18 protein-coding genes and 3 pseudogenes are annotated in these 22,775 nt (G+C 37.5%); 15 read left to right on the top strand and 6 right to left on the bottom strand.

The genetic code is table 11. From position 1 onward, the window contains the following. Positions 1-42 precede the first annotated feature (42 nt). Positions 43-519 carry a flagellar biosynthetic protein FliO gene (locus ACFIKD_RS06505; protein WP_015856485.1) on the top strand — a complete coding sequence of 159 codons (477 nt, stop codon included), beginning with the start codon at positions 43-45 and terminating at the stop codon, positions 517-519. A 52-nt stretch (positions 520-571) separates the two neighbouring features. On the opposite strand, the gene dksA is transcribed toward ACFIKD_RS06505, so the two are convergent. After that, the gene (gene dksA / locus ACFIKD_RS06500) at positions 572-988 is read right to left on the bottom strand and encodes an RNA polymerase-binding protein DksA (protein ID WP_015856486.1); all 417 of its coding nucleotides are present in this window, start codon (positions 986-988) and stop codon (positions 572-574) included. Between the two features lie 313 nt (positions 989-1,301). Continuing rightward, a pseudogene (locus ACFIKD_RS06495) lies at positions 1,302-1,824 on the bottom strand (flavin reductase). Positions 1,825-1,970: 146 nt separating this feature from the next. On the opposite strand from ACFIKD_RS06495, the gene rpe reads away from it, so the two are divergent. From rpe to ACFIKD_RS06445, 10 genes are all read left to right on the top strand, one after another. Then, on the top strand, positions 1,971-2,657 hold the full coding sequence (rpe, locus tag ACFIKD_RS06490) for a ribulose-phosphate 3-epimerase (RefSeq protein ID WP_375635909.1): 687 nt from the start codon (positions 1,971-1,973) through the stop codon (positions 2,655-2,657). Further along, positions 2,657-3,964 carry an adenylosuccinate lyase gene (gene purB / locus ACFIKD_RS06485; RefSeq protein WP_015856489.1) on the top strand — a complete coding sequence of 436 codons (1,308 nt, stop codon included), beginning with the start codon at positions 2,657-2,659 and terminating at the stop codon, positions 3,962-3,964. The genes rpe and purB overlap by 1 nt, the downstream gene beginning before the upstream one ends. Before the next feature lie 69 nt (positions 3,965-4,033). After that, positions 4,034-4,582, top strand: a complete 549-nt coding sequence (locus tag ACFIKD_RS06480; protein ID WP_375635908.1) for an RBBP9/YdeN family alpha/beta hydrolase — start codon at positions 4,034-4,036, stop codon at positions 4,580-4,582. Between the two features lie 172 nt (positions 4,583-4,754). Further along, entirely contained in the window at positions 4,755-5,519 is a 765-nt protein-coding gene (gene purC, locus ACFIKD_RS06475) for a phosphoribosylaminoimidazolesuccinocarboxamide synthase (protein ID WP_375635931.1), read from the top strand. Between the two features lie 79 nt (positions 5,520-5,598). Continuing rightward, positions 5,599-5,838, top strand: a complete 240-nt coding sequence (gene purS, locus ACFIKD_RS06470) for a phosphoribosylformylglycinamidine synthase subunit PurS (protein ID WP_375623949.1) — start codon at positions 5,599-5,601, stop codon at positions 5,836-5,838. Between the two features lie 11 nt (positions 5,839-5,849). After that, the gene (gene purQ / locus ACFIKD_RS06465) at positions 5,850-6,521 is read left to right on the top strand and encodes a phosphoribosylformylglycinamidine synthase subunit PurQ (RefSeq protein ID WP_273788188.1); all 672 of its coding nucleotides are present in this window, start codon (positions 5,850-5,852) and stop codon (positions 6,519-6,521) included. Positions 6,522-6,809: 288 nt separating this feature from the next. After that, complete coding sequence (gene purL, locus ACFIKD_RS06460; RefSeq protein WP_375647543.1) at positions 6,810-9,020, top strand: phosphoribosylformylglycinamidine synthase subunit PurL; 2,211 nt, start codon at positions 6,810-6,812, stop codon at positions 9,018-9,020. Positions 9,021-9,079: 59 nt separating this feature from the next. Beyond that, positions 9,080-9,313 (top strand): BolA/IbaG family iron-sulfur metabolism protein, encoded by a 234-nt coding sequence (locus ACFIKD_RS06455; protein WP_005773427.1) that lies wholly within the window; start codon positions 9,080-9,082, stop codon positions 9,311-9,313. Between the two features lie 98 nt (positions 9,314-9,411). After that, on the top strand, positions 9,412-9,744 hold the full coding sequence (grxD, locus tag ACFIKD_RS06450) for a Grx4 family monothiol glutaredoxin (RefSeq protein WP_375647541.1): 333 nt from the start codon (positions 9,412-9,414) through the stop codon (positions 9,742-9,744). Between the two features lie 71 nt (positions 9,745-9,815). Then, positions 9,816-11,072 carry a multidrug effflux MFS transporter gene (locus tag ACFIKD_RS06445; protein ID WP_375647540.1) on the top strand — a complete coding sequence of 419 codons (1,257 nt, stop codon included), beginning with the start codon at positions 9,816-9,818 and terminating at the stop codon, positions 11,070-11,072. A gap of 362 nt (positions 11,073-11,434) precedes the next feature. On the opposite strand, the gene parC is transcribed toward ACFIKD_RS06445, so the two are convergent. After that, positions 11,435-13,684, bottom strand: a complete 2,250-nt coding sequence (parC, locus tag ACFIKD_RS06440; protein ID WP_375647539.1) for a DNA topoisomerase IV subunit A — start codon at positions 13,682-13,684, stop codon at positions 11,435-11,437. A 776-nt stretch (positions 13,685-14,460) separates the two neighbouring features. Beyond that, positions 14,461-16,254: an aspartate--tRNA ligase gene (gene aspS / locus ACFIKD_RS06435; protein WP_375647538.1), complete on the bottom strand. Its 1,794-nt coding sequence runs from the start codon at positions 16,252-16,254 to the stop codon at positions 14,461-14,463. 132 nt (positions 16,255-16,386) lie between these two features. On the opposite strand from aspS, the gene rnd reads away from it, so the two are divergent. From rnd to ACFIKD_RS06415, 4 genes and pseudogenes are all read left to right on the top strand, one after another. Further along, complete coding sequence (rnd, locus tag ACFIKD_RS06430) at positions 16,387-17,541, top strand: ribonuclease D (RefSeq protein ID WP_375644736.1); 1,155 nt, start codon at positions 16,387-16,389, stop codon at positions 17,539-17,541. A 430-nt stretch (positions 17,542-17,971) separates the two neighbouring features. Next, a pseudogene (locus ACFIKD_RS06425) lies at positions 17,972-18,162 on the top strand (Arm DNA-binding domain-containing protein); the annotation flags it as partial. Positions 18,163-18,523: 361 nt separating this feature from the next. After that, positions 18,524-18,700 (top strand): annotated as a pseudogene (locus tag ACFIKD_RS06420) (helix-turn-helix transcriptional regulator). A 163-nt stretch (positions 18,701-18,863) separates the two neighbouring features. Then, positions 18,864-18,995, top strand: coding sequence for a hypothetical protein (locus ACFIKD_RS06415; protein WP_375647536.1), 132 nt, complete (start codon positions 18,864-18,866; stop codon positions 18,993-18,995). A gap of 7 nt (positions 18,996-19,002) precedes the next feature. On the opposite strand, the gene ppx is transcribed toward ACFIKD_RS06415, so the two are convergent. After that, entirely contained in the window at positions 19,003-20,520 is a 1,518-nt protein-coding gene (gene ppx / locus ACFIKD_RS06410) for an exopolyphosphatase (protein WP_375647535.1), read from the bottom strand. A 6-nt stretch (positions 20,521-20,526) separates the two neighbouring features. Further along, positions 20,527-22,707 (bottom strand): RNA degradosome polyphosphate kinase, encoded by a 2,181-nt coding sequence (locus ACFIKD_RS06405; protein ID WP_375647534.1) that lies wholly within the window; start codon positions 22,705-22,707, stop codon positions 20,527-20,529. Positions 22,708-22,775: the final 68 nt, after the last annotated feature.

Below are 22,775 nucleotides of genomic sequence, written 5' to 3'. Positions count from 1 at the left end.
CGATAAAAAACGATATTTTCACACAAAAATGGGAGAAAATCTATGTATATCTGGTTATCAGAGCAAATAGGTGTATCTGCTGCGAAAATAACGATAAGCTTTTTGTTTTTTATAATAACAATCGTTGCTATTACCATAATTATCTTGTTTTTACGTCGTTTAAGTACGAGAAGATTCAGCATTAATAGAAAAAAAAGTCTATCACGATTAGCATTATGTGAAGTAATTTCTATAGATCGAGCACGCCGCCTTGTTTTAGTCCGTTGCGATAATAAAGAACATTTGCTCCTTATTGGTGGATTAACAGATGTGGTTGTAGAATCCGATATTACCGGTACATCAAAAATACAAAAGGGAGAAACGCTCACACATCCAAATTCCGCCCCTACAGAAAGAAACGATATACCGGATAAAAATCCCTCTCCTTTTACGAATCAAGCGGTAAAAGATTCAGCAATTACCGCCGAAATTGAGGGGCGGCAAGAACCATCTTTATTCATTCCTACCCCTCAAAAATAAAAATATACAATTTTATCACCACGAGTTTTGTTTGTTTATCATTTCAATGACCTTAATCATCGCGATAAACTCTTTCACGTCGTTCGTGACGTTCTTGCGCTTCCAATGACAAAACGGCTATTGGCCGAGCCTCAAGACGCTTTATACTAATGGGTTCGCCGGTTTCTTCACAAAAGCCATATGTCCCATTATCAATGCGCTCTAAAGCAGCATCTATTTTTGAAATAAGTTTCCTCTGACGATCCCGCGCACGTAATTCGATTGTACGATCAGTTTCACAAGAAGCCCTATCAGTCAAATCAGGTTGACCAACATTCTCTTCCTGCAAATTTTCCAAAGTCTCACGAGCTTCTTTTAATATATCATTCTTCCAAGAAACCAATTTAGCACGAAAATACGCCTTTTGCCGCTCATTCATAAAAGGCTCATCTTCACTAGGGCGATATTGACCATCAATCTCTTCGCTCATGCAATAAAAAACCTCCACATATGCTATGTGCGGTCTATATATTGTGCAATACCCATCAACACAAGAGTAAAATGTTTTTTCATAACAATCTACAAATATGTCTAAATACACTGTTTAGATTTGATCGCTTTTCTATGTAGGTTGGATTCTTGATCAAATCTCATCCAGAACATTTTTCTTGCTTACTGAGAAACTTCAAAAAGAAGAAAATCTAATATCAGATATCAGAGTCATCACTCCCCTGCTTTCTCATCGTTTAAAATCTAAATGAAGCAACAATAAATCATTTCAGCAATGCAAAAAAATAAAATCTTTATAAAGGCAAAGTGTGATATTCACGTTTCAAATACATCAAAGCATCTTTTTCTTTATTACAGTTGATTGCAACAACCTCACCAATCAAAACACAATGGGTTGCGTGCTCGTGCCAACAAATCAAACGACGCTAGAGCGTCTGAAAGACTAGGCGCCCCCGTTTGCAAAACTCCCCATTGAGCAGCATCAAAACGCTCATTTTGTGTAAGAGTGCAACACCTCGAAAAAACATCCGCTAATGAACGATGTTTTCCTGCCAAGCTATTAACACAAAAATTTCCATTCTCCATAAACACCTGATTCTTTAAATTATGGCGCATGAGACAAACAAGAAGGGTTGGAGGATTATCAGATAAAGAACAACACGCCGAAACAGTCACCCCGCGTCTTCCCTTAATGCCATTTGTTGTCACAATATGCACAGCTCCTGCAAAAAGACTCATGGCATCTCGATATTCTTGGGAAGAAACCGCAATATTATGTTGAAGTTCAGGCATCAAATATGTTTTATGATTTGACATATCTTTCACTTATAAAGCTTTAAAATTTCAAGCGATCTTTCCATAACAAAGACCTATAATACATATTTTTTCTTTTCCGTCATAACACAAAAGATATTTGTGTATACACAGCGATATGATAAAAACAGCCAATCAAGGAGATTTTAATGCCCCATTCTCATCTCATTTCGCCTTCACTCTTGGCTTCTGATTTTTCTAAACTTGGACAAGAAATGTTAGATGTTGTTGATGCTGGTGCAGATTGGCTTCATCTTGATATCATGGATGGGCACTTTGTTCCTAACATCACCTTTGGTCCTGAAATAGTCAAGGCTCTGCGCCCATTAACCAAAGCAACATTTGATGTCCACCTGATGATCGCACCGGTAGCCCCTTATTTGGAAGCTTTTGCAAAAGCGGGTTCAGATATTATAACCATTCATGCTGAAGCAAGTCCACATCTTCATCGTTCATTACAAACAATAAAAAAAATGGGAAAAAAAGCAGGAATTGCACTCAATCCAAGCACCCCTGAACATGTACTTGAATATTTGCTTGATCAATTAGATCTCATTCTCATCATGACGGTTAATCCCGGTTTTGGTGGACAAAGTTTTATTCCAGAAATAAAAGATAAAATTAAGCGCGTTAAAAGCATGATTGCAAACCGCCCTATTGATCTTGAAGTTGATGGTGGTATCACCGTTGATACAATTGGGATAGCTGCAAAAGCTGGTGCAAATGTATTTGTCGCAGGCTCTGCAATTTATAAAAACGGAAATAAAGAGCTTTACAAAACACGTATTAATGCATTGCGCCAAGCCGCAATCCTCTCACAAGAAGGAAAAAAATAATGATCGCACGTTATTCCCGCCCTGCAATGGTAGCAATTTGGTCTCCAGAAACAAAATATCGTATTTGGTTTGAAATTGAAGCCCATGCCTGTGATGCCCTTGCTCACTTAGGGATTATTCCGAAAGAAGCCGCCAAAGTCATTTGGGAAAAAGGGGCAGTAGCTAAATTTGATATCAATCGCATTGATGAAATTGAAGCAATTACCAAACATGATGTTATCGCATTTCTGACCCACCTAGCTGAATTCATTGGACCAGAGGCACGTTTTATCCACCAAGGCATGACATCATCTGATGTTCTAGATACAACGCTAAACATTCAATTGATGCGTGCTAGTGATATTTTGCTAGAGGATATAGATCAACTTCTTGAAGCATTAAAAAGACGTGCTTTTGAGCATAAAGAGACAATCACCATTGGGCGGAGTCATGGCATTCATGCTGAACCGACAACATTTGGAATCAAGTTTGCTCTCGCATACGCTGAATTTTCCCGTTGTCGCAAACGTCTTCTTGCAGCACGAGAAGAAATTTCTACTTGCGCAATTTCAGGAGCTGTAGGAACTTTTGCAAATATCGATCCCCGCGTTGAAGAACATGTAGCAAAAGCCTTGAGGATGCGTGCTGAACCGGTTTCCACTCAAGTAATACCAAGAGATCGTCATGCTATGTTTTTTGCAACACTTGGTGTTATTGCTTCCTCTATTGAAAGGTTAGCAATAGAAATACGCCATTTACAACGAACAGAAGTTCTTGAAGCAGAGGAACATTTCTCACCTGGGCAAAAAGGTTCATCGGCAATGCCTCATAAACGTAATCCAGTTTTAACAGAAAATTTAACTGGATTAGCCCGCATGGTACGTGCATTTGCACTCCCAGCCATGGAAAATGTTGCACTTTGGCATGAACGTGATATTTCCCATTCATCTGTTGAGCGTTATATTGCTCCAGATGCGACTATTACACTTGATTTTGCTCTTTCTCGCCTCACATCTGTCATTGAAAATCTCATTGTCTATCCAGAAAATATGCAAAAAAATCTCAATAAATTTCGCGGTCTTGTTCACTCACAACGGGTGCTTTTAGCACTCACGCAAGCAGGAATCAGTCGTGAAGATTCTTATCGGATTGTACAACGAAATGCGATGAAAGTTTGGGAACAAGGAAAAGATTTCTTAGAAGAACTCCTCAACGACAAAGATGTTACCAAAGCTTTAAGTGAAGAAGAACTTCGTGAAAAATTTGATCTTTCTTACCACACCAAACATATCAATACGATTTTTAAACGTGTTTTTGAAGAACAATAAAGGCGACATAGGAAACCCAAATCTATTCTACCTATGATCAAAAATCTATTGTAACAAAGAAAACAATTCATGAAAGCAAATCAACTCGATATTCTTATTGTTCCTGGCTACAAAGGATCTGGTCCAGATCATTGGCAAACACGCTGGGAAAAAAAATTGTCGACAGCCCGCCGCATTGAACAACTCCATTGGTCAAAGCCTGTTTGTGAAGAGTGGGTTAACAAAATTAAAACTGCCATCGCAAAAGCTCAAAGGCCTGTTATGCTTATTGCTCATTCATTAGGAGTTCCCAGCGCTATTCATGCAACGGTACAAAATACAGAAAAAATTTGCGGCGCTTTCTTTGTTGCACCTCCAGATGTCTCCAATGAGAAAATACGTCCCAAACATTTAATGACATTTGGCCCCTATCATCGTCAAAAACTGCCTTTTCCTTCTATTGTCATAGCCAGTCGCAACGATGAGTTTTGTCAATTTTCAGTAGCAGAAAAAATTGCCAATGATTGGGGATCACTCTTTGTTGATGCTGGGTATTCTGGCCATATTAACGCAGAATCCGGACACGGACCTTGGCCTGAAGGGCTTATGGTCCTCTCTCACTTTCTTGCAAAAATTTGATCAAAGAGAGGTAATCTTCTTTCTCATCACTTATGTATCTTCACCTTTGGGTAGACGTGTAATGACAAAAATTATAAAAGTATCATAGCAATATCATTGAGAAATTCTATCAATTAGGATAGTATCATTCACTAATGTTATTAAAACCTCTCAAGATAAATAGAGAATCATGATGAATCGTCGCCACCGTATCTATGAAGGCAAGGCTAAAATTTTATATGAAGGACCTGAACCAGGAACTTATATTCAATTTTTTAAAGATGATGCAACTGCCTTTAATGCAAAAAAACATGAGATTATCGACGGAAAAGGGGTTTTAAACAACCGAATTTCGGAACATATCTTTAGCCATCTTGGGCGTTTGGGCATCCCAACACATTTTATCAAACGTATAAACATGCGCGAACAGCTTATTAAAGCAGTGGAAATCATTCCGTTGGAAGTTGTTGTTCGCAATGTTGCTGCCGGCTCTCTTGCTAAGCGTTTAGGACTGGAAGAAGGAACCCCGCTTCCGCAAGCCATCATTGAGTTCTACTATAAAAATGATTCTCTCGATGATCCTATGGTAACGGAAGAACATATCACAGCTTTTGGGTGGGCTGTCCCACAAGAGCTAGAAGATATCATGCAACTTTCAATTCGTGTTAATGATTTTCTTTCTGGGCTTTTTGCCGGTGTTAACATCCAATTAATTGATTTTAAAATGGAATTTGGTCGCCTGTGGGAAGATGAAACGATGCGTATTGTTCTTGCTGATGAAATCTCACCTGATTCTGCACGACTATGGGATATGCACACACAAGAAAAAATGGATAAAGACCGTTTTCGTCGTGATATGGGTGGGCTTATTAATGCCTATCAAGAAGTTGCCAAACGCCTTGGTATTATGAATGAAAACGAACCAACACGACCAAGTGGTCCCGTTCTCGTAAAGTAAAAACAGGGCAAAAAAACATCACCTTATATAAGTACCCCTCTTCAAAGGAGAGGTTCTTTTAACAAGCAGGAAGCAAAAAATGAAAGCACGCATTACGGTTACTTTAAGAGAAAGCGTTCTTGATCCACAAGGAGAAGCAATTGTCGGTGCTTTAAAAAGTTTAGCTTTCGAAGGCATTCAATCCATTCGTCAAGGAAAGGTTTTTGATATTGTTCTTGATGATCTACCTTCTGAAACCGCAAAGAAAAAACTTGAACAAATGTGTGAAGAGTTACTCGCAAATACTGTCATTGAAAATTATACAATCGAACTTTTTTAAGTGGAACACTCATGAAAACTGCCATCATTCAACTTCCTGGATTAAATCGTGATCGAGATATGGTTGCAGCATTACACCATATAACGGGAGTTGAGCCACTAAAAATTTGGCAAACAGAAACAACAATTCCAGATGTAGATGTTATTATTATTCCTGGTGGTTTTTCCTATGGAGACTACTTAAGATGTGGTGCTATTGGAGCGCGAACTCCCATCTTAAAAGCCATTCGTGAAAAAGCACAAGAAGGTACTACAATAATAGGTATCTGTAATGGATTTCAAATTTTGTTGGAAGCAGGATTATTACCTGGAACTTTAATGCGTAACGCTTCTTTAAAATTTGTTTGTCGTGAAATCAAACTTGAAGTCGTTAACGCCAAGACGAAATTTTCTCGATATTATTCTCAAGGACAAATTATTCGTTGTCCTGTTGCCCATCACGATGGAAATTATTTTGTTGATAGTGAAACATTAAAGCAAATGGAAGACAATGAACAAATTGTTTTTCGCTATGCAGAAAATACAAACCCGAACGGCTCAATGAAAGATATTGCTGGTATTGTTAATAAAGCTGGTAATATTCTTGGTATGATGCCTCATCCTGAAAATTTTATTGAACCCGCCCACGGAGGTATTGACGGTCGTTTACTTTTTCAAAGTGCTTTAGAGTTGGTAAATGGATGATGTTGCAAAAATACTCGCGCTCCATGATTGTCAAAAATAAGGATCTATACTATTCCTCGCATCGTAAATCTATGAACAAAGCTCTTCACAAACAACAATGGATATTATTTTCTAAACACATAAGTATTTAAGACCATTTTAGTCTTAAATCCCACCAAACAAACGAACAAAATTCAGATTAATATCTATAACTATTTATTATTAAACAACATTATTGCTTATAATATAAGCTACTAGATTAAAAAAATAAAAATGCTAAATTTCGATTAATTTAACGGATAAATACTCATGAAGCCTTGCAATAACATCACTATTACACCAGAACTCATTGCACAACACGGGCTAAAAGAGGATGAATATCAACGTATCCTGACGTTAATCGGTAGAGAACCAACATTTACTGAACTAGGAATTTTTTCTGCAATGTGGAACGAACATTGTTCCTATAAATCATCTAAAAAATGGCTAAAGACTCTTCCGACAGAAGGAAAATGTGTCATCCAAGGACCTGGTGAAAATGCTGGTGTTGTCGATATTGGCGAAGGGCAATGTGTTGTTTTCAAAATGGAAAGCCATAACCACCCTTCTTATATTGAACCTTATCAAGGTGCAGCGACAGGTGTTGGTGGTATTTTACGTGATGTCTTTACAATGGGAGCCCGTCCTGTTGCTGCTATGAATGCATTGCGATTTGGTGCTCCTGATCACCCAAGAACACGCCATCTTGTTTCTGGTGTTGTTTCTGGAATTGGTGGTTACAGCAATGCTTTCGGCGTTCCAACTATTGGTGGAGAAGTAAATTTTGATGAGCGTTATAATGGCAATATCCTTGTTAACGCTTTTGTCGCCGGTATTGCAAAGACAAATGCCCTTTTTTATTCTAAAGCGCAAGGTATTGGACTCCCTGTTGTTTATCTTGGTGCAAAAACAGGACGTGATGGTGTCGGTGGAGCAACAATGGCTTCTGCTGAATTTGATGATTCAATCAGTGAAAAACGCCCAACTGTTCAAGTAGGTGATCCTTTTACAGAAAAATGTCTCCTTGAAGCATGTTTAGAGCTCATGGAACTTGGAGCCGTAGTTGCTATTCAAGATATGGGGGCAGCAGGACTCACCTCTTCTGCCGTTGAAATGGGTGCAAAAGGAAATCTAGGGATACAGCTTAATCTCGATACAGTTCCTGTTCGAGAAGAAAACATGACAGCCTATGAAATGATGCTTTCTGAAAGTCAAGAGCGTATGCTCATGGTTCTTAAACCAGAACTAGAAAAGCAAGCAGAAGCAATTTTTCATAAGTGGGGGCTACATTTTTCTATCATTGGAAAAACAACCGATGATTTACGTTTTCGTGTATTTCATCAAGGAGAAGAAGTTGTCAATCTTCCCATCAAAGAGCTTGGTGATGAAGCGCCTGTTTATGATCGTCCTTGGAGTGAACCGGCAAAAAAAACACCCTTGAAAGCAGAAGACGTCAAAAAGGTTGAAAATCTTGGTGATGCGCTTCTATCCTTATTGAATTCTGCTGATCAAAGTTCACGGCGATGGGTTTATGAACAATATGATACCCTTATCCAAGGAAATAGCCTTGTTTGTCCAGGAGGTGATGCAGGCGTTATCCGTGTAGGAAACAACAGCAAACGTGCTCTTGCTTTTTCTTCTGATGTAACACCTCGTTATTGTGAAGCAGACCCTTATGAAGGAGGAAAACAAGCTGTCGCAGAATGCTGGCGAAATATTAGTACGACAGGTGCAACACCACTGGCTGCGACAGATAATCTCAATTTTGGTAACCCTGAAAAACCTGAAATTATGGGACAGCTGGTTTTGGCTATTAAAGGTATAGGAGAAGCTTGTAGAATCCTCGATTTTCCTATCGTTTCAGGCAATGTTTCTCTTTACAACGAAACAAATGGGGAAGCCATTCTTCCAACCCCCACAATTGCTGGTGTAGGACTTCTTAATGATTGGTCTAAAATGGTAACAATAAGTGGTATGCAAAATGGAGATATTCTTGTTTTAGTAGGAAATTTCGGCTCTCATTTAGGACAATCAATTTATGCACGTAACATTTTAAATATTGATGCAGGTGCCCCCCCCCCTGTAGATTTACAACTTGAAAAAAAGCATGGTCAATTTGTTCGAGATGCCATTAATAGCGGTTTTATTCATGCTGCTCATGACATTTCTGACGGAGGATTAGCGATAGCACTTGCCGAAATGGTAATTAAAGCAGGTAAAGGAATCAAAGTAACGTTAAGTAATAAATCACCCCATCATGCAGAACTTTTTGGAGAAGACCAAGGACGTTATCTTTTAGCCGTCAAACCTCACTCTCTCAATAGTCTTAAAGAGCGTGCACAAATCAATACAGTTTCTTTAACAGAGCTAGGTCAAGTTGAGGGAACTTCTCTCAATATAGATGGGATATTAACACTTTCAGTAGACAAACTCACAAAAGCCTATGAAAACTGGTTTCCACAATTTATGGGTGAAGAGTAAAAATTGTTTTTTTCTCTTAAACAGCCTTTATAAAAAATGAATAACATAGGAGAATAATGATGGCAATGAGTGCCCATGCAATTGAAACGCTTATTCGTGAAGGCATTCCTGATGCTACTGTAACAATTCGTGATCTTGCTGGAGATGGAGAACATTACGCTGCAGAAGTTATTTCTGAAAGTTTTCGTGGTAAAACCCGTGTTCAACAACATAAAATGGTCTATGATGCCCTTAAAGGCAACATGGGAAATGATCTTCACGCCTTAATGTTGCAAACAAATATCCCAAAATAATCTAAAATTTCTTCTTGCATTCACTCATTTAATACGATTAAAAACAGTATGAATATAAATTACACACTTATAAAAATCTGAAATATCGAGGGATAAAAATGACCAGTGTTCATGATTTTATTGACAACGAGATTAAAACAAACGACGTCATTTTATTCATGAAAGGAACACCTGACGTTCCGCAATGCGGTTTTTCAGGACAAGTTGTTCAAATTCTTGACTATTTAGGATTGAATTATAAAGGAATTAATATCTTAACTTCTAACGAATTGCGTCAAGGAATTAAAGATTACTCAAATTGGCCAACCATTCCACAGTTGTATATCAAGGGTGAATTTGTCGGAGGCTGCGATATTGTTAAAGAGATGTTTCAAAACAATGAGTTACAGGAACTTTTGAAAGAAAAAAATATTCCCTGTAATCAATCATAGGTATCTTTCATTTTATTCAGACTCTTAAAAAGAGCTGTTTTCAGACGAAATTTCTATTTCAAGGATGCCATATGTCATATTCAGTCGATGAACAAACGCATAGTGATGCGATTAGAAAAAAAATTGGCTATAAAGAATTTGTTATTCTTATTGCTTCGCTCATGGCTATTAACGCTATAGCTGTTGATATTATGCTGCCAGCTATGCCTAATATTTTAGATGGCTTAAATGTTCCCAATGAAAATGATCAACATTATATCATTTCGAGTTATCTTATTAGCTATGGTATTGCTCAAATATTTTTCGGTCCAATAAGCGATAGGTATGGACGACGTAAACTTATTCTTATTGGTCTTGCTTTTTATTCATTTACGGCGATTGGCTGTGCCTTTGTAACTGATTTTTCTCTCTTACTTATTTTGCGTATTTTACAAGGTATTGGAGGAGCTGCTATGCGGGTTCTTACAGTTTCCGTCGTACGTGATCTTTACAGTGGTCGAAAAATGGCAGAAGTTATGTCTATTGTTATGATGGTTTTTCTTGTTGCACCAATGGTTGGTCCCGCAACAGGACAGATCATTTTACTGCTCGGACATTGGCAATATATTTTTATTTTCATGGCAATGATTGGTTTCGGGTTGATGATTTGGATTCAATTCCGCTTGCCGGAAACTCTTTATGCGCAACGCTCTCTTTCCTTTTCTTCAGTCAAACATAATTTATGGATTGTAATAACCAATCGCACAACACTTTGCTATACACTAGCAACTTCGATTATTTTAGGCTGTATCTTTACTGCCGTTAATACATCACAACAAACGTATGAAGGGATCTATAATCTAGGACTTTGGTTCCCTATTGCCTTTGCAGTTGGTGCTGCATTTCAGGCTTTCTCATCATTCATGAACTCTCAACTCGTTGGACGCCTTGGAATGCGGCGTATTGCTCATACTATGCTTTTGCTCTTTTGTATCACTTCATGTGTATGGTTTATTGGCTCTATCTTAACAGATGGTATTCTTCCTTTTGCTTTTTACATGCTGTTATTCTGTATATTGATGTTTGCCTGCGGTGGCATTATGGCCAATTTCAATACACTCGCTCTCGAATCTGTGGGGGAAATTGCTGGAACAGCTTCTTCTGTATCCGGCTTTCTTCAAACATCTATCGGTGCAGGACTCAGCTTTTTTATTGCCCAACAATTTGATGAAACAACCATCCCAAACTCAGCAGGATTTTTCTTTTTGAGTCTCGCTGCCATACTTCTCGTCTTATGGGCTGAACGTGGGCATCTTTTTAGGCAATATCATAGCAATCCTAACGAATAAATATTACTACGAAAGATTAATAACATCTCTCTTGAACAATAAGGAGATAAACCGATCAGACAAATAAAACATCTCCAAATAGAACACTCTTGTGTTAAACAATCACATTGTTTGTTTAAAGGTACAGCTCTGTTTGTTTAAAGATACAGCTCTCAAAATATCAAATCATTTCACGACAGCCCCCATAAATGCTGTAATGTTAAAAAACAGTTTTGATTGATTTAACCTGAACAAGATCGAAATAGAAAAAAACTCACGCTTTAGGTTTTTCTTTCAATATAAAAATAATAAATTATCCTTATAAATTAATATCTTACACAATCATGAAACCATAGGGAATTTTCCCCATTTATAAAATACATTTAATTAATAAATTTTCCTGATTTTGGAAATCCTTTTGGAACCAAACGCCCGACGCCTGCACGCGTTCCCATCCATTCAAAGAGATCGTCCGCCTGACGGTTAAAGATTCGTTCAGCTGTATCTTGCCAACTTAAGCCTTCTGATAAATTAAAAGTCTTGGCATCAACAACACCACCTTCTTTATAACGCTGTAAACGAACACCTTTACCGCGATTCATTTCTGGTATTTGTTCAATAGAAAAAATAAGCATTTTACGGTTCTCACCAACCACCGCAACATGATCACCATTTACTTGAACACAAAGCTTTACCTTATCAGGAGCTTTCACATTCATCACTTGCTTTCCTTTTCGTGTATTGGCGATCACTTCTGCAGAAGAAACAATAAAACCATTACCGTGAGATGAAACCAAGAGCAATTTTTCCTCAGCGTGATGCACAAAAGCTGTAAGAACATCGTGCTCATCATCCATATCAACTAAAAGACGAATAGGTTCACCATGTCCCCGCCCTCCAGGTAAACTATTTGCACCAATAGCAAAAAACTTTCCCCCCGTACTTATCAGCACAATCTTGTCGGTCGTAAATGCTGGAAATGCTAACTTTAAACTGTCTCCTTCTTTAAAAGAAAGTGCTTTATAATCGTTCAAATGTCCCTTCAAAGCACGCATCCACCCCTTTTCAGAAATAACAATAGTAATCGGCTCTTTTTCGATCATTGCCTGTTGAATATCATCAAGATCATGTCTAGGTACCTCTTCAAATGTCGTACGTCTTTTTCCTAAGAGTGTTTCAGGACCAAAAGTATTTCGAACTTTTTTGATTTCTTCTGAAATTATTTTCCATTGTTTTATAGGAGAAGCCAACAAATTCTGTAGCTTTTCTTTTTCAGCTTTCAAACTTTCAAATTCTTTACGAATTTCAAATTCCTCAAGCTTACGCAAAGAACGCAAGCGCATATTAAGAATAGCTTCAGCTTGATTTTCTGTTAATTCAAAACGACTAATCAGCTGCTTTTTAGGTTCATCCTCTTCACGAATAATCTGAATAACCTCATCAAGATTTAAATAGGCAATAAGATATCCATGAAGAATTTCTAATCGACAATCAATTTGATCAAGCCGATAATGAGAGCGACGAATAAGGACTTCTCGACGATGTTCGAGCCATTGCTGTAAGCTCTCACGCAAAGAGAGAACATTGGGTATTTTTCCCAAAGACAAAACATTCAGATTAAGGGGAAATCTTACTTCAAAATCAGTCAATTTAAAAAGAGACTCCATAAGAAGCTCCGGATCAACCATACGATTTTTAGGAACCAGCACGATTCTGATATCTTCTGCTGATTCATCTTGGATATCCTCAAGCATTGGCAATCGCCGTGCAAGCAATAACTCTGCTGTTTTTTCAATAAGACGTGACTTTTGAATCTGATAAGGAATTTCAGTCACAACAATCACATAAGAACCACGGCTACCCGATTCCTGATGCCAACGTGAACGCAAACGAAAGAATCCACGCCCAACACGATAAGATTCCTCAATACTTTTTTTAGGCTCAACTAAAATTCCCCCTGTCGGGAAATCAGGACCAAGAACGAATTGATTTAATTCCTCATCATTTACATCGGGATGCGCAATCAAATAGAGCGCTGCATCACAAAGCTCAGCAACATTATGAGGTGGAATAGATGTTGCCATACCAACAGCAATACCAGAAGAACCATTTGCTAAAAGATTAGGGAAAGCTCCTGGTAAAACAACAGGCTCTTCATCTTCTTCATTATAGGTTAAACGAAAATCGATAGCATTCTCATTAATTCCTTCAAGTAACAATGCAGCCACTTCAGTCATACGTGCTTCCGTATAACGCATGGCAGCAGCATTATCACCATCAATATTACCAAAATTGCCTTGCCCATCAACCAACGGATAACGAACAGCAAAACTTTGAGCCAAGCGCACCAAAGCATCATAAATAGACGCATCCCCATGAGGATGAAATTTTCCCATGACATCACCGACAATCCGCGCACATTTCGCATAAGACTGTCCAGGATTTAGTTTGAGAAGACGCATCGCATGAACAATCCGCCGGTGGACAGGCTTCAATCCATCACGTACATCAGGCAATGCACGGTGTGTAATCGTAGAAAGTGCATAAGCCAAATAACGTTCCTGTAAAGCAGAACGTAATTCTATTGGTTCAATATGTTCTTTATCAAAAGGTAAATTCATTTTATCAGACATAGTATTAAAATAACAATTCCCACAATAATAAGAAATTATTTTATAGGATTTATTTAATGAAATCTTCTATGAGTCGACTTTTTTATTAAAAGTCAATTACATAAAAACAAACGCCGCGATTAGAACATGAACAGAAAATTATATCAATTTGAAAAATTTATACATGTCCTTCCCCCTTGTCCTAAGTGATTTATTGAAAGCTTTGTCAAATCCGACAATAATTTAACTGCTCACAAAGAGTTATTTCATCTCTTTTTGGAATGACAAAAGCACCTTTCAAACATCATCTTTTATTATAAAGATAAATTGTATAACAACCCCATTCAGTTTTTCTATGAAAAACTAAAAAAATATTCAAAGCTTATAAAATTTAAACTTTTCAGAATAAGTTCATAGAATAGAAAACCGTATTATTCTCATAAAAACGAAGAGACACAATTCTCTGCTACAACATTATAAAAACTTCAACAAAAAATAAATAATATATTGACTTATAAAGATAATTCATTTTTTTCAACTAAAATGAGACTCCCAAAACTTATAGAATTCTCTTATTTCTAATTTATTCATGATAAAACAATCACAATCATTTCCTCACCTATCACAAGAGGGAGAGGCATTATAAAAACAAGGAATAAAAATGCCTCGTAAAGAATCAACACAATGGCGTTTTTGTCTATCTAAATTTCACAAACAGCACACACACATGATGCTCTTGAGAGGCATCAAATCTTCACTCTACATAAGAAAAAGATGAAAACAATCCATAATCAACTTTATGAGCTATTTTTGTGAGTAGGAGCCATACGGATTCCTAAATCACGTAATTGTGTGGGAGAAACATCAGACGGAGCACTCATCAAAAGATCAAGTGCCTGTTGATTCATAGGAAATAAAGCAACTTCACGCAAATTTTTAACACCTTGCAACAGCATAATGATGCGGTCAATTCCCGCAGCCATACCACCGTGTGGCGGAGCCCCATAATGGAATGCACGATAAAGACCACCGAAACGATCTTTCACAACTTCCTTAGAAAGTCCTACAAGTTCAAAAACTTTAAGCATCATTTCTGGTAAGTGATTACGAATTCCACCTGATGCAATTTCATAACCATTGCAAACAAGATCATATTGAAAAGCTTTAAGAGTAAGAGGATCTTGGGTCTCAAGAGCATTTTCTCCCCCTTGAGGCATGGAAAAAGGATTATGTGCAAAATCAATCTTTTTCTCATCTTCATTCCATTCAAAAAATGGAAAATCAACAATCCAAGCCAAAGAGAAACTCTCTCTATCGAGAAGATCTAACTCTTCCCCTACCCGTGTACGGGCTGCTCCAGCAAAAGATGCGAATTTTTTTGGATCTCCAGCCACAAAAAAACAAGCATCACCACTTTCAAGTCCAAGCTGTATACGGAGCTCTTCAGCTCGCTGTTGACCAATATTTTTGGCGATAGGCCCTGCTCCTTCAAAATTTCCTTTTTCTTCACGCCAAAAAATATAACCGAGCCCTGGTTGCCCCTCTCCTTGTGCCCATACATTCATACGATCACAAAAAGCACGACTTCCACCCGTTTTAGCCGGAATAGCCCACACTTGTGCATTCTCATCATTCGCTAAAATTTGAGAAAAGACTTTGAAACCAGAATTATAAAAATGTTGAGAAACATCTTCCATAATGATCGGATTACGTAGATCAGGCTTATCAGAACCATATTTTTGCATTGCTTCATCATAGGAAATGCGAGGAAAGCTCTGTGTCACAGTTTTTCCATCTGCAAATTCTTCAAAAATAGAACGCATAATAGGTTCCATAGTTGCTAAAACATCTTCTTGCTCAACAAAACTCATTTCAACATCTAATTGATAAAATTCACCAGGAAGACGGTCGGCCCTTGGATCTTCATCTCTAAAACATGGAGCAATCTGAAAATAACGATCAAAACCTGACATCATTAACAACTGTTTATATTGCTGTGGTGCTTGCGGTAGCGCATAAAATTTTCCCTGATGAACACGACTTGGAACCAAAAAATCACGTGCTCCTTCCGGCGATGAAGCTGTCAAAAGTGGCGTCGTAAATTCCGTAAAACCATTATTTTGCATAGCCCGTCTCATAGCCGCAATAATTTCAGTCCGACGCATGATATTTTTGTGCATAGTCTCCCGACGCAAATCAAGAAAACGATATTTTAATCGAATATCTTCTGGATAATCAGGCTCACCAAAAACCGGTAAAGGAAGTTCATCAGATTTTGAAAGAATTTCTACCTCTTGTACAAAAATTTCAATCTCACCTGTTGGAAGCGTTGCATTAATAACCTCATCAGAACGTGCACATACCTTCCCATCCACACGAATAACCCATTCAGAACGCACTTTTTCAATAACTTTAAAAGCCGGCGAAGCAGGGTCAGCAACAATTTGTGTAATTCCAAAATGATCACGTAAATCCACAAAAAGAATTCCTCCATGATCACGAACACGATGAACCCATCCCGAAAGACGGACTTGTGCTCCTACATCACATCTACGAAGAGCCGCACAATGATGACTGCGATAACGGTGCATGTTTTTTGCCTTTGATTATAATATTCATATGCGCTACAAACGCTTTTTAATAACCATTTGTCAAGATATGAGAATAAAAACTCAAAAATAAAGTCAATAAAGGACAAATTTAATTTATCGAATTATAATAAAATGATGAATCTTATTACACAAACAACAGATCTTGAAATTGCACTTAACGCTCTACGTACCTCTGATTTTGTAACAGTCGATACTGAATTTATCCGCGAGACAACTTTTTGGCCTCAACTGTGTTTAATCCAGCTCGCATCACCAGATGTCACAGTTTTGATTGATCCCATAGCACCAGATATTGATTTACAACCTTTTTTTGACCTTATGATCGATAAAAAAGTTGTAAAAGTTTTTCATGCTGCGCGCCAAGATATTGAAACAATTTATCATCTTGGAGGTGTTATTCCTTCCCCTCTCTTTGATACGCAAATAGCAGGATCAATTTGTGGGTTTGGTGATTCTATCTCCTATGATCAAATTGTACAACGTTGCACGGGGCATCATCTTGATAAATCCTCCCGCTTTACAGACTGGAGTTGCCGACCTTTGTCTGAAAAACAACTGCTCTATGCACTTGCCGATGTAACCTATCTAAGAGATGTTTACCTGTTATTGAAAAAAAGGTTAGAAAAAAATCAACGTGCTCACTGGATGGATGATGAACTAACAATCCTTTTAAATCCTAAAACCTATGATATGCCAGAAGATGAAGCATGGAAAAAAGTGAAAGGACAAATTAAAAAGCCTCGTGAACTTGCTGTATTACAAAAGATAGCAGCTTGGCGTGAACGTGAAGCACGAAGATACAATATGCCACGTCGTCATATCATAAAAGATGAATGTCTTATAGAAATAGCAACCCAACAACCAAAAGATGAATCTGCATTAAAACGATTGCGCAGTCTTAATAAGAATTGGGATAAACTCTCAATTGCTCAATCATTAATCAAAGCTGTCCACGAAGGTTTAGAGGTGGATCTTTCTACTTTACCCCCCATTCCTAAACATAATCCACTCAATGATACGACGGTCGCTGTTATCGATCTGCTCAAAGTGTTATTAAAAATTGTTGCAAGCGAAAACAGCATTGCCCCTAAAATTATTGCAACATCTAATGATTTAGAAAAAATTGCCAATGGAGGAATAAAGAAAAATATTCCCGCTATGAATGGCTGGCGCTATGAAATTTTTGGTAAAAAAGCCGAACAACTGCTAAAGGGGCAGATAGGGTTTTACTTTAACGATGGAAAAATAAGCACAAAACAGCTTTAATTTACATTTTCATTTTTAAAAATCCATTACGCTACTTATTATCTACATAAATTGGTATGCCCTATGGACCAACGCAAATAGGATAACTAAAGCCTACTTCTGACAAAATTAAAAACTTAAATAGTAAACTCTTATTAAAAATGACAGCTAAATCTTTATCCGGTCAATCAAATAGCAATCTTATTAAAAAATCTAAAAAACAAACAGATCCTCATTTAAAAGTTTTAAAAAGAAAAAGTTCTTATAATAAAAGCGCATTCGTTACAAAAATAGCAGCCTAGCAATAGGAACAAACAAAGATATAATGCCTCACGTCACCCTATCGTATTAAAAAAACTACCGAGATTACAATCTAACAATCAAAACCATTCTCTTGCACACCATAAGCGGGGCTGGCGTATGGGTAAAAACTGTACAAGAAAGGACTAAAATGGCTCTTATGAATCGTCTCAAGTGCCAAGGACTGTCGCAACATTGGGAGCTAGCAAATATAATGATGGTGCCGGCTTGCTTCTTCACAAACGTAAAGATAGTGGTGCTCAATGGCTTTATCGTTATACAATTCATGGACGCCGCCGTGAAATGGGCTTGGGTGCCTTGAGAGATGTCTCTTTAAAAAAGGTCGTGACCCTATTAAAGTATGAAATCGCAGAAACCATCCTAGGTCATACAGTCGGAAGACAAGTAGAGCGTGCCTATCGTCGAACAGACTATCTAGAACAGCGCCGTGTCTATATGGATAAATGGACGGCTTATGTTACAGATCAAAGCTAAGATATGGGATACATAACCCCATTATTTGTGGATGACTTTCTCTCTCTTTTCTCTCATATCGTCTCAATAAGAAGCATAAATAATCACATCAGAAATTATATAATAAAATATTGTTTTTTATAAATTAAATAGCTTTCAAAGGATTCGAAAATATGGTTAATAAATGCTTATGATTTGTTTCTATTTTTTATAGTGAAAGAATTTTATAATGACAGAAAATGATATTCTTTTAGCGGTCCGTGAAAGTGCAAAACTGTTTCATATGAGTGTTTCAACATTCCGGCGTCATATTACCAATGGATCTTTACCAAAACCTTTTAAAATTAGTTTTTTATCGCGTTGATTACAATCGAATCTTTTGAATGTCATCGAGCAAGCTAAATAGCAACGTCAAAATGACACGGCATAAAAAGAAAACCTTGTCACGTAAGGATGGACAAGGCTTTTCATTTTCACACGAAGCTTATGACGTGCAAAATCCATTCTGTGATGCAAGTAACTGGATAAAAAAATTATATTTTCTTTTATGAATGCTCAGGGCATTACAAATGCCTTACGTGGGGGATGACACGGGCGTTATGGAACAAAAAGCCCCCCGTTGTCCAGCTCATGATGATAGGTTGCCTAATTTATCCCTTGTCAATGGCACTATTATAAGACATAAAGCCCGAATAAATTAGAAAAAAATCAAAAAATTTCAAAAGCAAAAGGTTTTTTTATTATTTTTGATAACTTCTTTAATCGTCCAAGAGGACGTTCTCCTAATAACCCAGCGTAATTCTTTGGGATCTGCAAAATAATATGATCTGCTTTTTTACGCCACAATAGATGAGGTAAAATACCTGCAACAGAAGCACTAAAAAGATGAGCAATCCGCATAGTTTCGCCAAGAATACGTGCTTTTTCAATTATATTTTGAGTTGCTAATTGAAAAATGGGGAGAGATTCTTTATCAACCAGTAAACTTGTATTGCGAAAAAAAACAGCAAGCGCCGCATAAAGGCGCCCTTCATGAGAAATTCCTGGATAAGATCCTAAAGCTATTTGATTTGCTGCTTCATTGCCTCGATAATCTGGATGTATACGCCAACCAATATCCGCAAGAAGACAAGCGGCTTGACGATAACGGCATTCATTTTCAGTTTCTGAAATTCCAAAAACTTCAAAAGCATTCGTCGTAAAATCAATGAGTTCTTCTGCTTGTTTTGGTGAACGTGCCCGTAAAATAGCCATTTCTGTGCATGCTGCAATGAGAGGATCTGAAAGTCGAAGCGCCTGCGGCAATCGTGAATAAAGAAAACCTTCACGAACGCCAGCACCAGAAAAAATTATCTTTTCAAACTCCATACACTGAATGAGTTCAATAAGAACTATTGCCCCATAAGATAAAAGTTTCCGACGATTCTGAGAAACCGCTGCAATCCCTCTCATATTATCAATATTGCCACGTGCTACAAGACGTAAAAAGTTCTCCATTTCAACGGCATCAACTTCATAGCCATGCATAACAGGGAGCCGATAGTGTTTCATTGCCATATGGAGTTTTGCCAAATTACGCCATGTCCCCCCTACTGCATAAAAATAACGTGCTATACCTTTACGAGTACGAACAACAGACGATTTATAAAGTTGCTCATGTACAATTTTTGTAGCTACAGCACTATCATTATTTGACATATACTGTAGCCTTAAACCACCCAATGGGAGAGTTATCCCTTCACCAACATCAGAATGATCAATATCAATCAGCTCAAGACTTCCACCACCAAGATCCCCAGAAATACCTTTTGGTTGATAAAAAGTAGACACAACTCCATATGCTGAATACATAGCTTCTTCACTTCCTGAAAGAAGATATATTTTACTTTGCAAAATATCTTCAGCATGCTGAATAAATGCTACGCCATTCTTTGCATCTCGTGCTGCTGCTGTTGCTAAAGTATAGACCTCATCTGCCCCAATCTGTCGACAAAGCGTACGAAACCGTTTCAGTGTTTGCAACGCCATTTTCATCGATTTTTCTTCTAAAAATCCTGTTTTTGCCACACCATGACCGAGACCACAAAGAATCTTTTCATTAAACAAAACCGTTGGTGAGCGAACAAGCCCCTCATAAATAACCAACCGAACAGAATTTGAGCCAATGTCAATAACAGCAACAGGCTTACGCCCTTTTAACCGACCTTGAGCATCTATATATGTCATTGGATTTTAATCTTTATGTATTTCGGCTTGTTGCCGACGCAACGCAATCAAGCGCGAAACAGAAGATTCAAAGGACTCTTTTCTCCCCGCAAAACTTGTATTAGCCATAAAATACTCCTGCGCATTAAACAGACTTTCACCTATCTGCGGTGTGATACGTTTTGATGTTCCATCCTTAAGTATATCAAAGCTTTGTTGATTATCAATGATATTAGCCAACATAATTTGTAAAAGAATTTTTTGACGCACTATTTTATTAAAAACTGGAACCAATATTTCAATACGATAGTCTAGATTACGAGGCATCATATCAGCAGAACCTAAGTAAACAAGTGCATTTTCATTAGGCAAATCTTGACCATTCCCAAAACAAAAAATGCGACTATGTTCAAGAAAACGCCCGACAATTGATTTTACACGAATATTATCTGAAATTCCTAGAATACGAGGACGTAAACAACATATCCCCCGCACAACCAAATCAATTTGCACCCCTGCTTGACTGGCACGATATAAAGCATCAATAATTTCAGGATCAACCAATGCATTAACTTTCATCCAAATAGCAGCAAACCTTCCCTGTTGTGCATGAGCAATTTCTCCCTCAATATGCTCTAAGATACGACCACGCAATGTTAAGGGTGAAAAAGCAATCTTCATTGTTTCATTCGGACGCTCATATTGCGCAATATAATTGAACAATAACGCAACATCATGAGCGATATCATCATCCTTGGAAAAAAAAGAAAGATCCGTATAAGTTTTAGCGTTAATGGGATGATAATTCCCTGTTCCAAGATGAACATAAGAGCAAAGACGTTTTCCCTCACGTCTCACAACCAATGACATCTTGGCATGAGTTTTTAATGCAATAAAACCAAAAATAACTTGAACCCCAGCACATTCAAGATCCCGTGCCCAACGAATATTTGCTTCCTCATCAAAACGTGCTTTAAGTTCTACCAAAGCAGTCACAGACTTTCCCTGTTCAGCTGCTTCAATCAAAGCTCCAACAATTGGACTATCGTTTGATGTACGATAAAGTGTTTGTTTGATTTCCACAACATCAGGATCGCAAGCAGCTTGACGTAAAAATTGGACAACAACATCAAATGTCTCATAAGGGTGATGAATCACAATGTCATTTTCACGAATAGCCGCAAAACAATCCCCTTTATGTTCACGAATACATTCTGGAATACGGGGAATATAAGGAATAAATTTGAGATCATTACGGGGGATAGAAACAATTTCTGATACCATATTAAGCGCTAAAAATCCATCAAGAACATTAATACAATTATCAGGAACAGCAAGACTATACGCTATAAACTGGCGTAAACTCTCTGGCATTTTTGCGTCAAATTCAACTCGAATAACCTGCCCACGGCGCCGCCTTTTGAGAGCAGTTTCAAAAAAATGAACAAGATCCTCAGCTTCTTCTTCGACTTCAATATCACTATCTCGGATTACTCTAAATGTACCAATTCCTTTAACCTCATAATTAGGAAATACATGTTTAATAAAAAAGCAAATAACATCTTCAGCTGCAATAAAACGAAAATGATTGCCCTCTTGAGGAAGAAGAATAAAACGCCTCAAAAGCATTGAAATAGACAACAGCACTGTGTGTGAGTTATGATCAGTTTCTCCAGACAATTGAAGCGCAATAGAAAGCCCTAAATTAGGAATAAATGGAAAAGAATGGGTAGAATCAACAGGCAAAGGTTTTAAAACAGGAAAAATTGTCTCAAGAAAATACTTTTCAAGCCATGATTTTTCAATTTCTGAAAGATCATCAGAACAAATAATTTCAATATTATTCTTTTTTAATTCATCACGTAAAACATTCAATTCTCGTAGTTGGTGAGCCTGCAACTTTGAAATCTCAGCTAATACAATATCAAGTTGTTCCTGTGGAGTGTGTCCATCTGCACTGCACGCTGTAATGCGAGCACGAATTTGAGCTGCTAGTCCTGCAACACGAACCATAAAAAACTCATCAAGATTTGCCGCTGAAATAGAAAGAAATTGTAGACGTTCTAATAAAGGATGTTTAGAATTAGCCGCTTCCATCAAAACACGATTATTAAATTGTAGCCATGAAAACTCTCGATTAATAAACCGTACCGGATTTTTCATTGTTATATTCGATATAGAAATTTTATCTACCACCCTCTGTTCCATATATCCTAAATAATTTTCTTTTATATTTTCTAAAATCCTTGACGAAATATCCCATATAACATTTTATA

This window comes from Bartonella sp. CR84HXZ, from assembly GCF_042194535.1.
GTDB lineage: Bacteria > Pseudomonadota > Alphaproteobacteria > Rhizobiales > Rhizobiaceae > Bartonella > Bartonella grahamii.
Note: the sequence above shows the minus strand (reverse complement) of the source record. Positions and strands in the feature narration are given on the sequence as shown.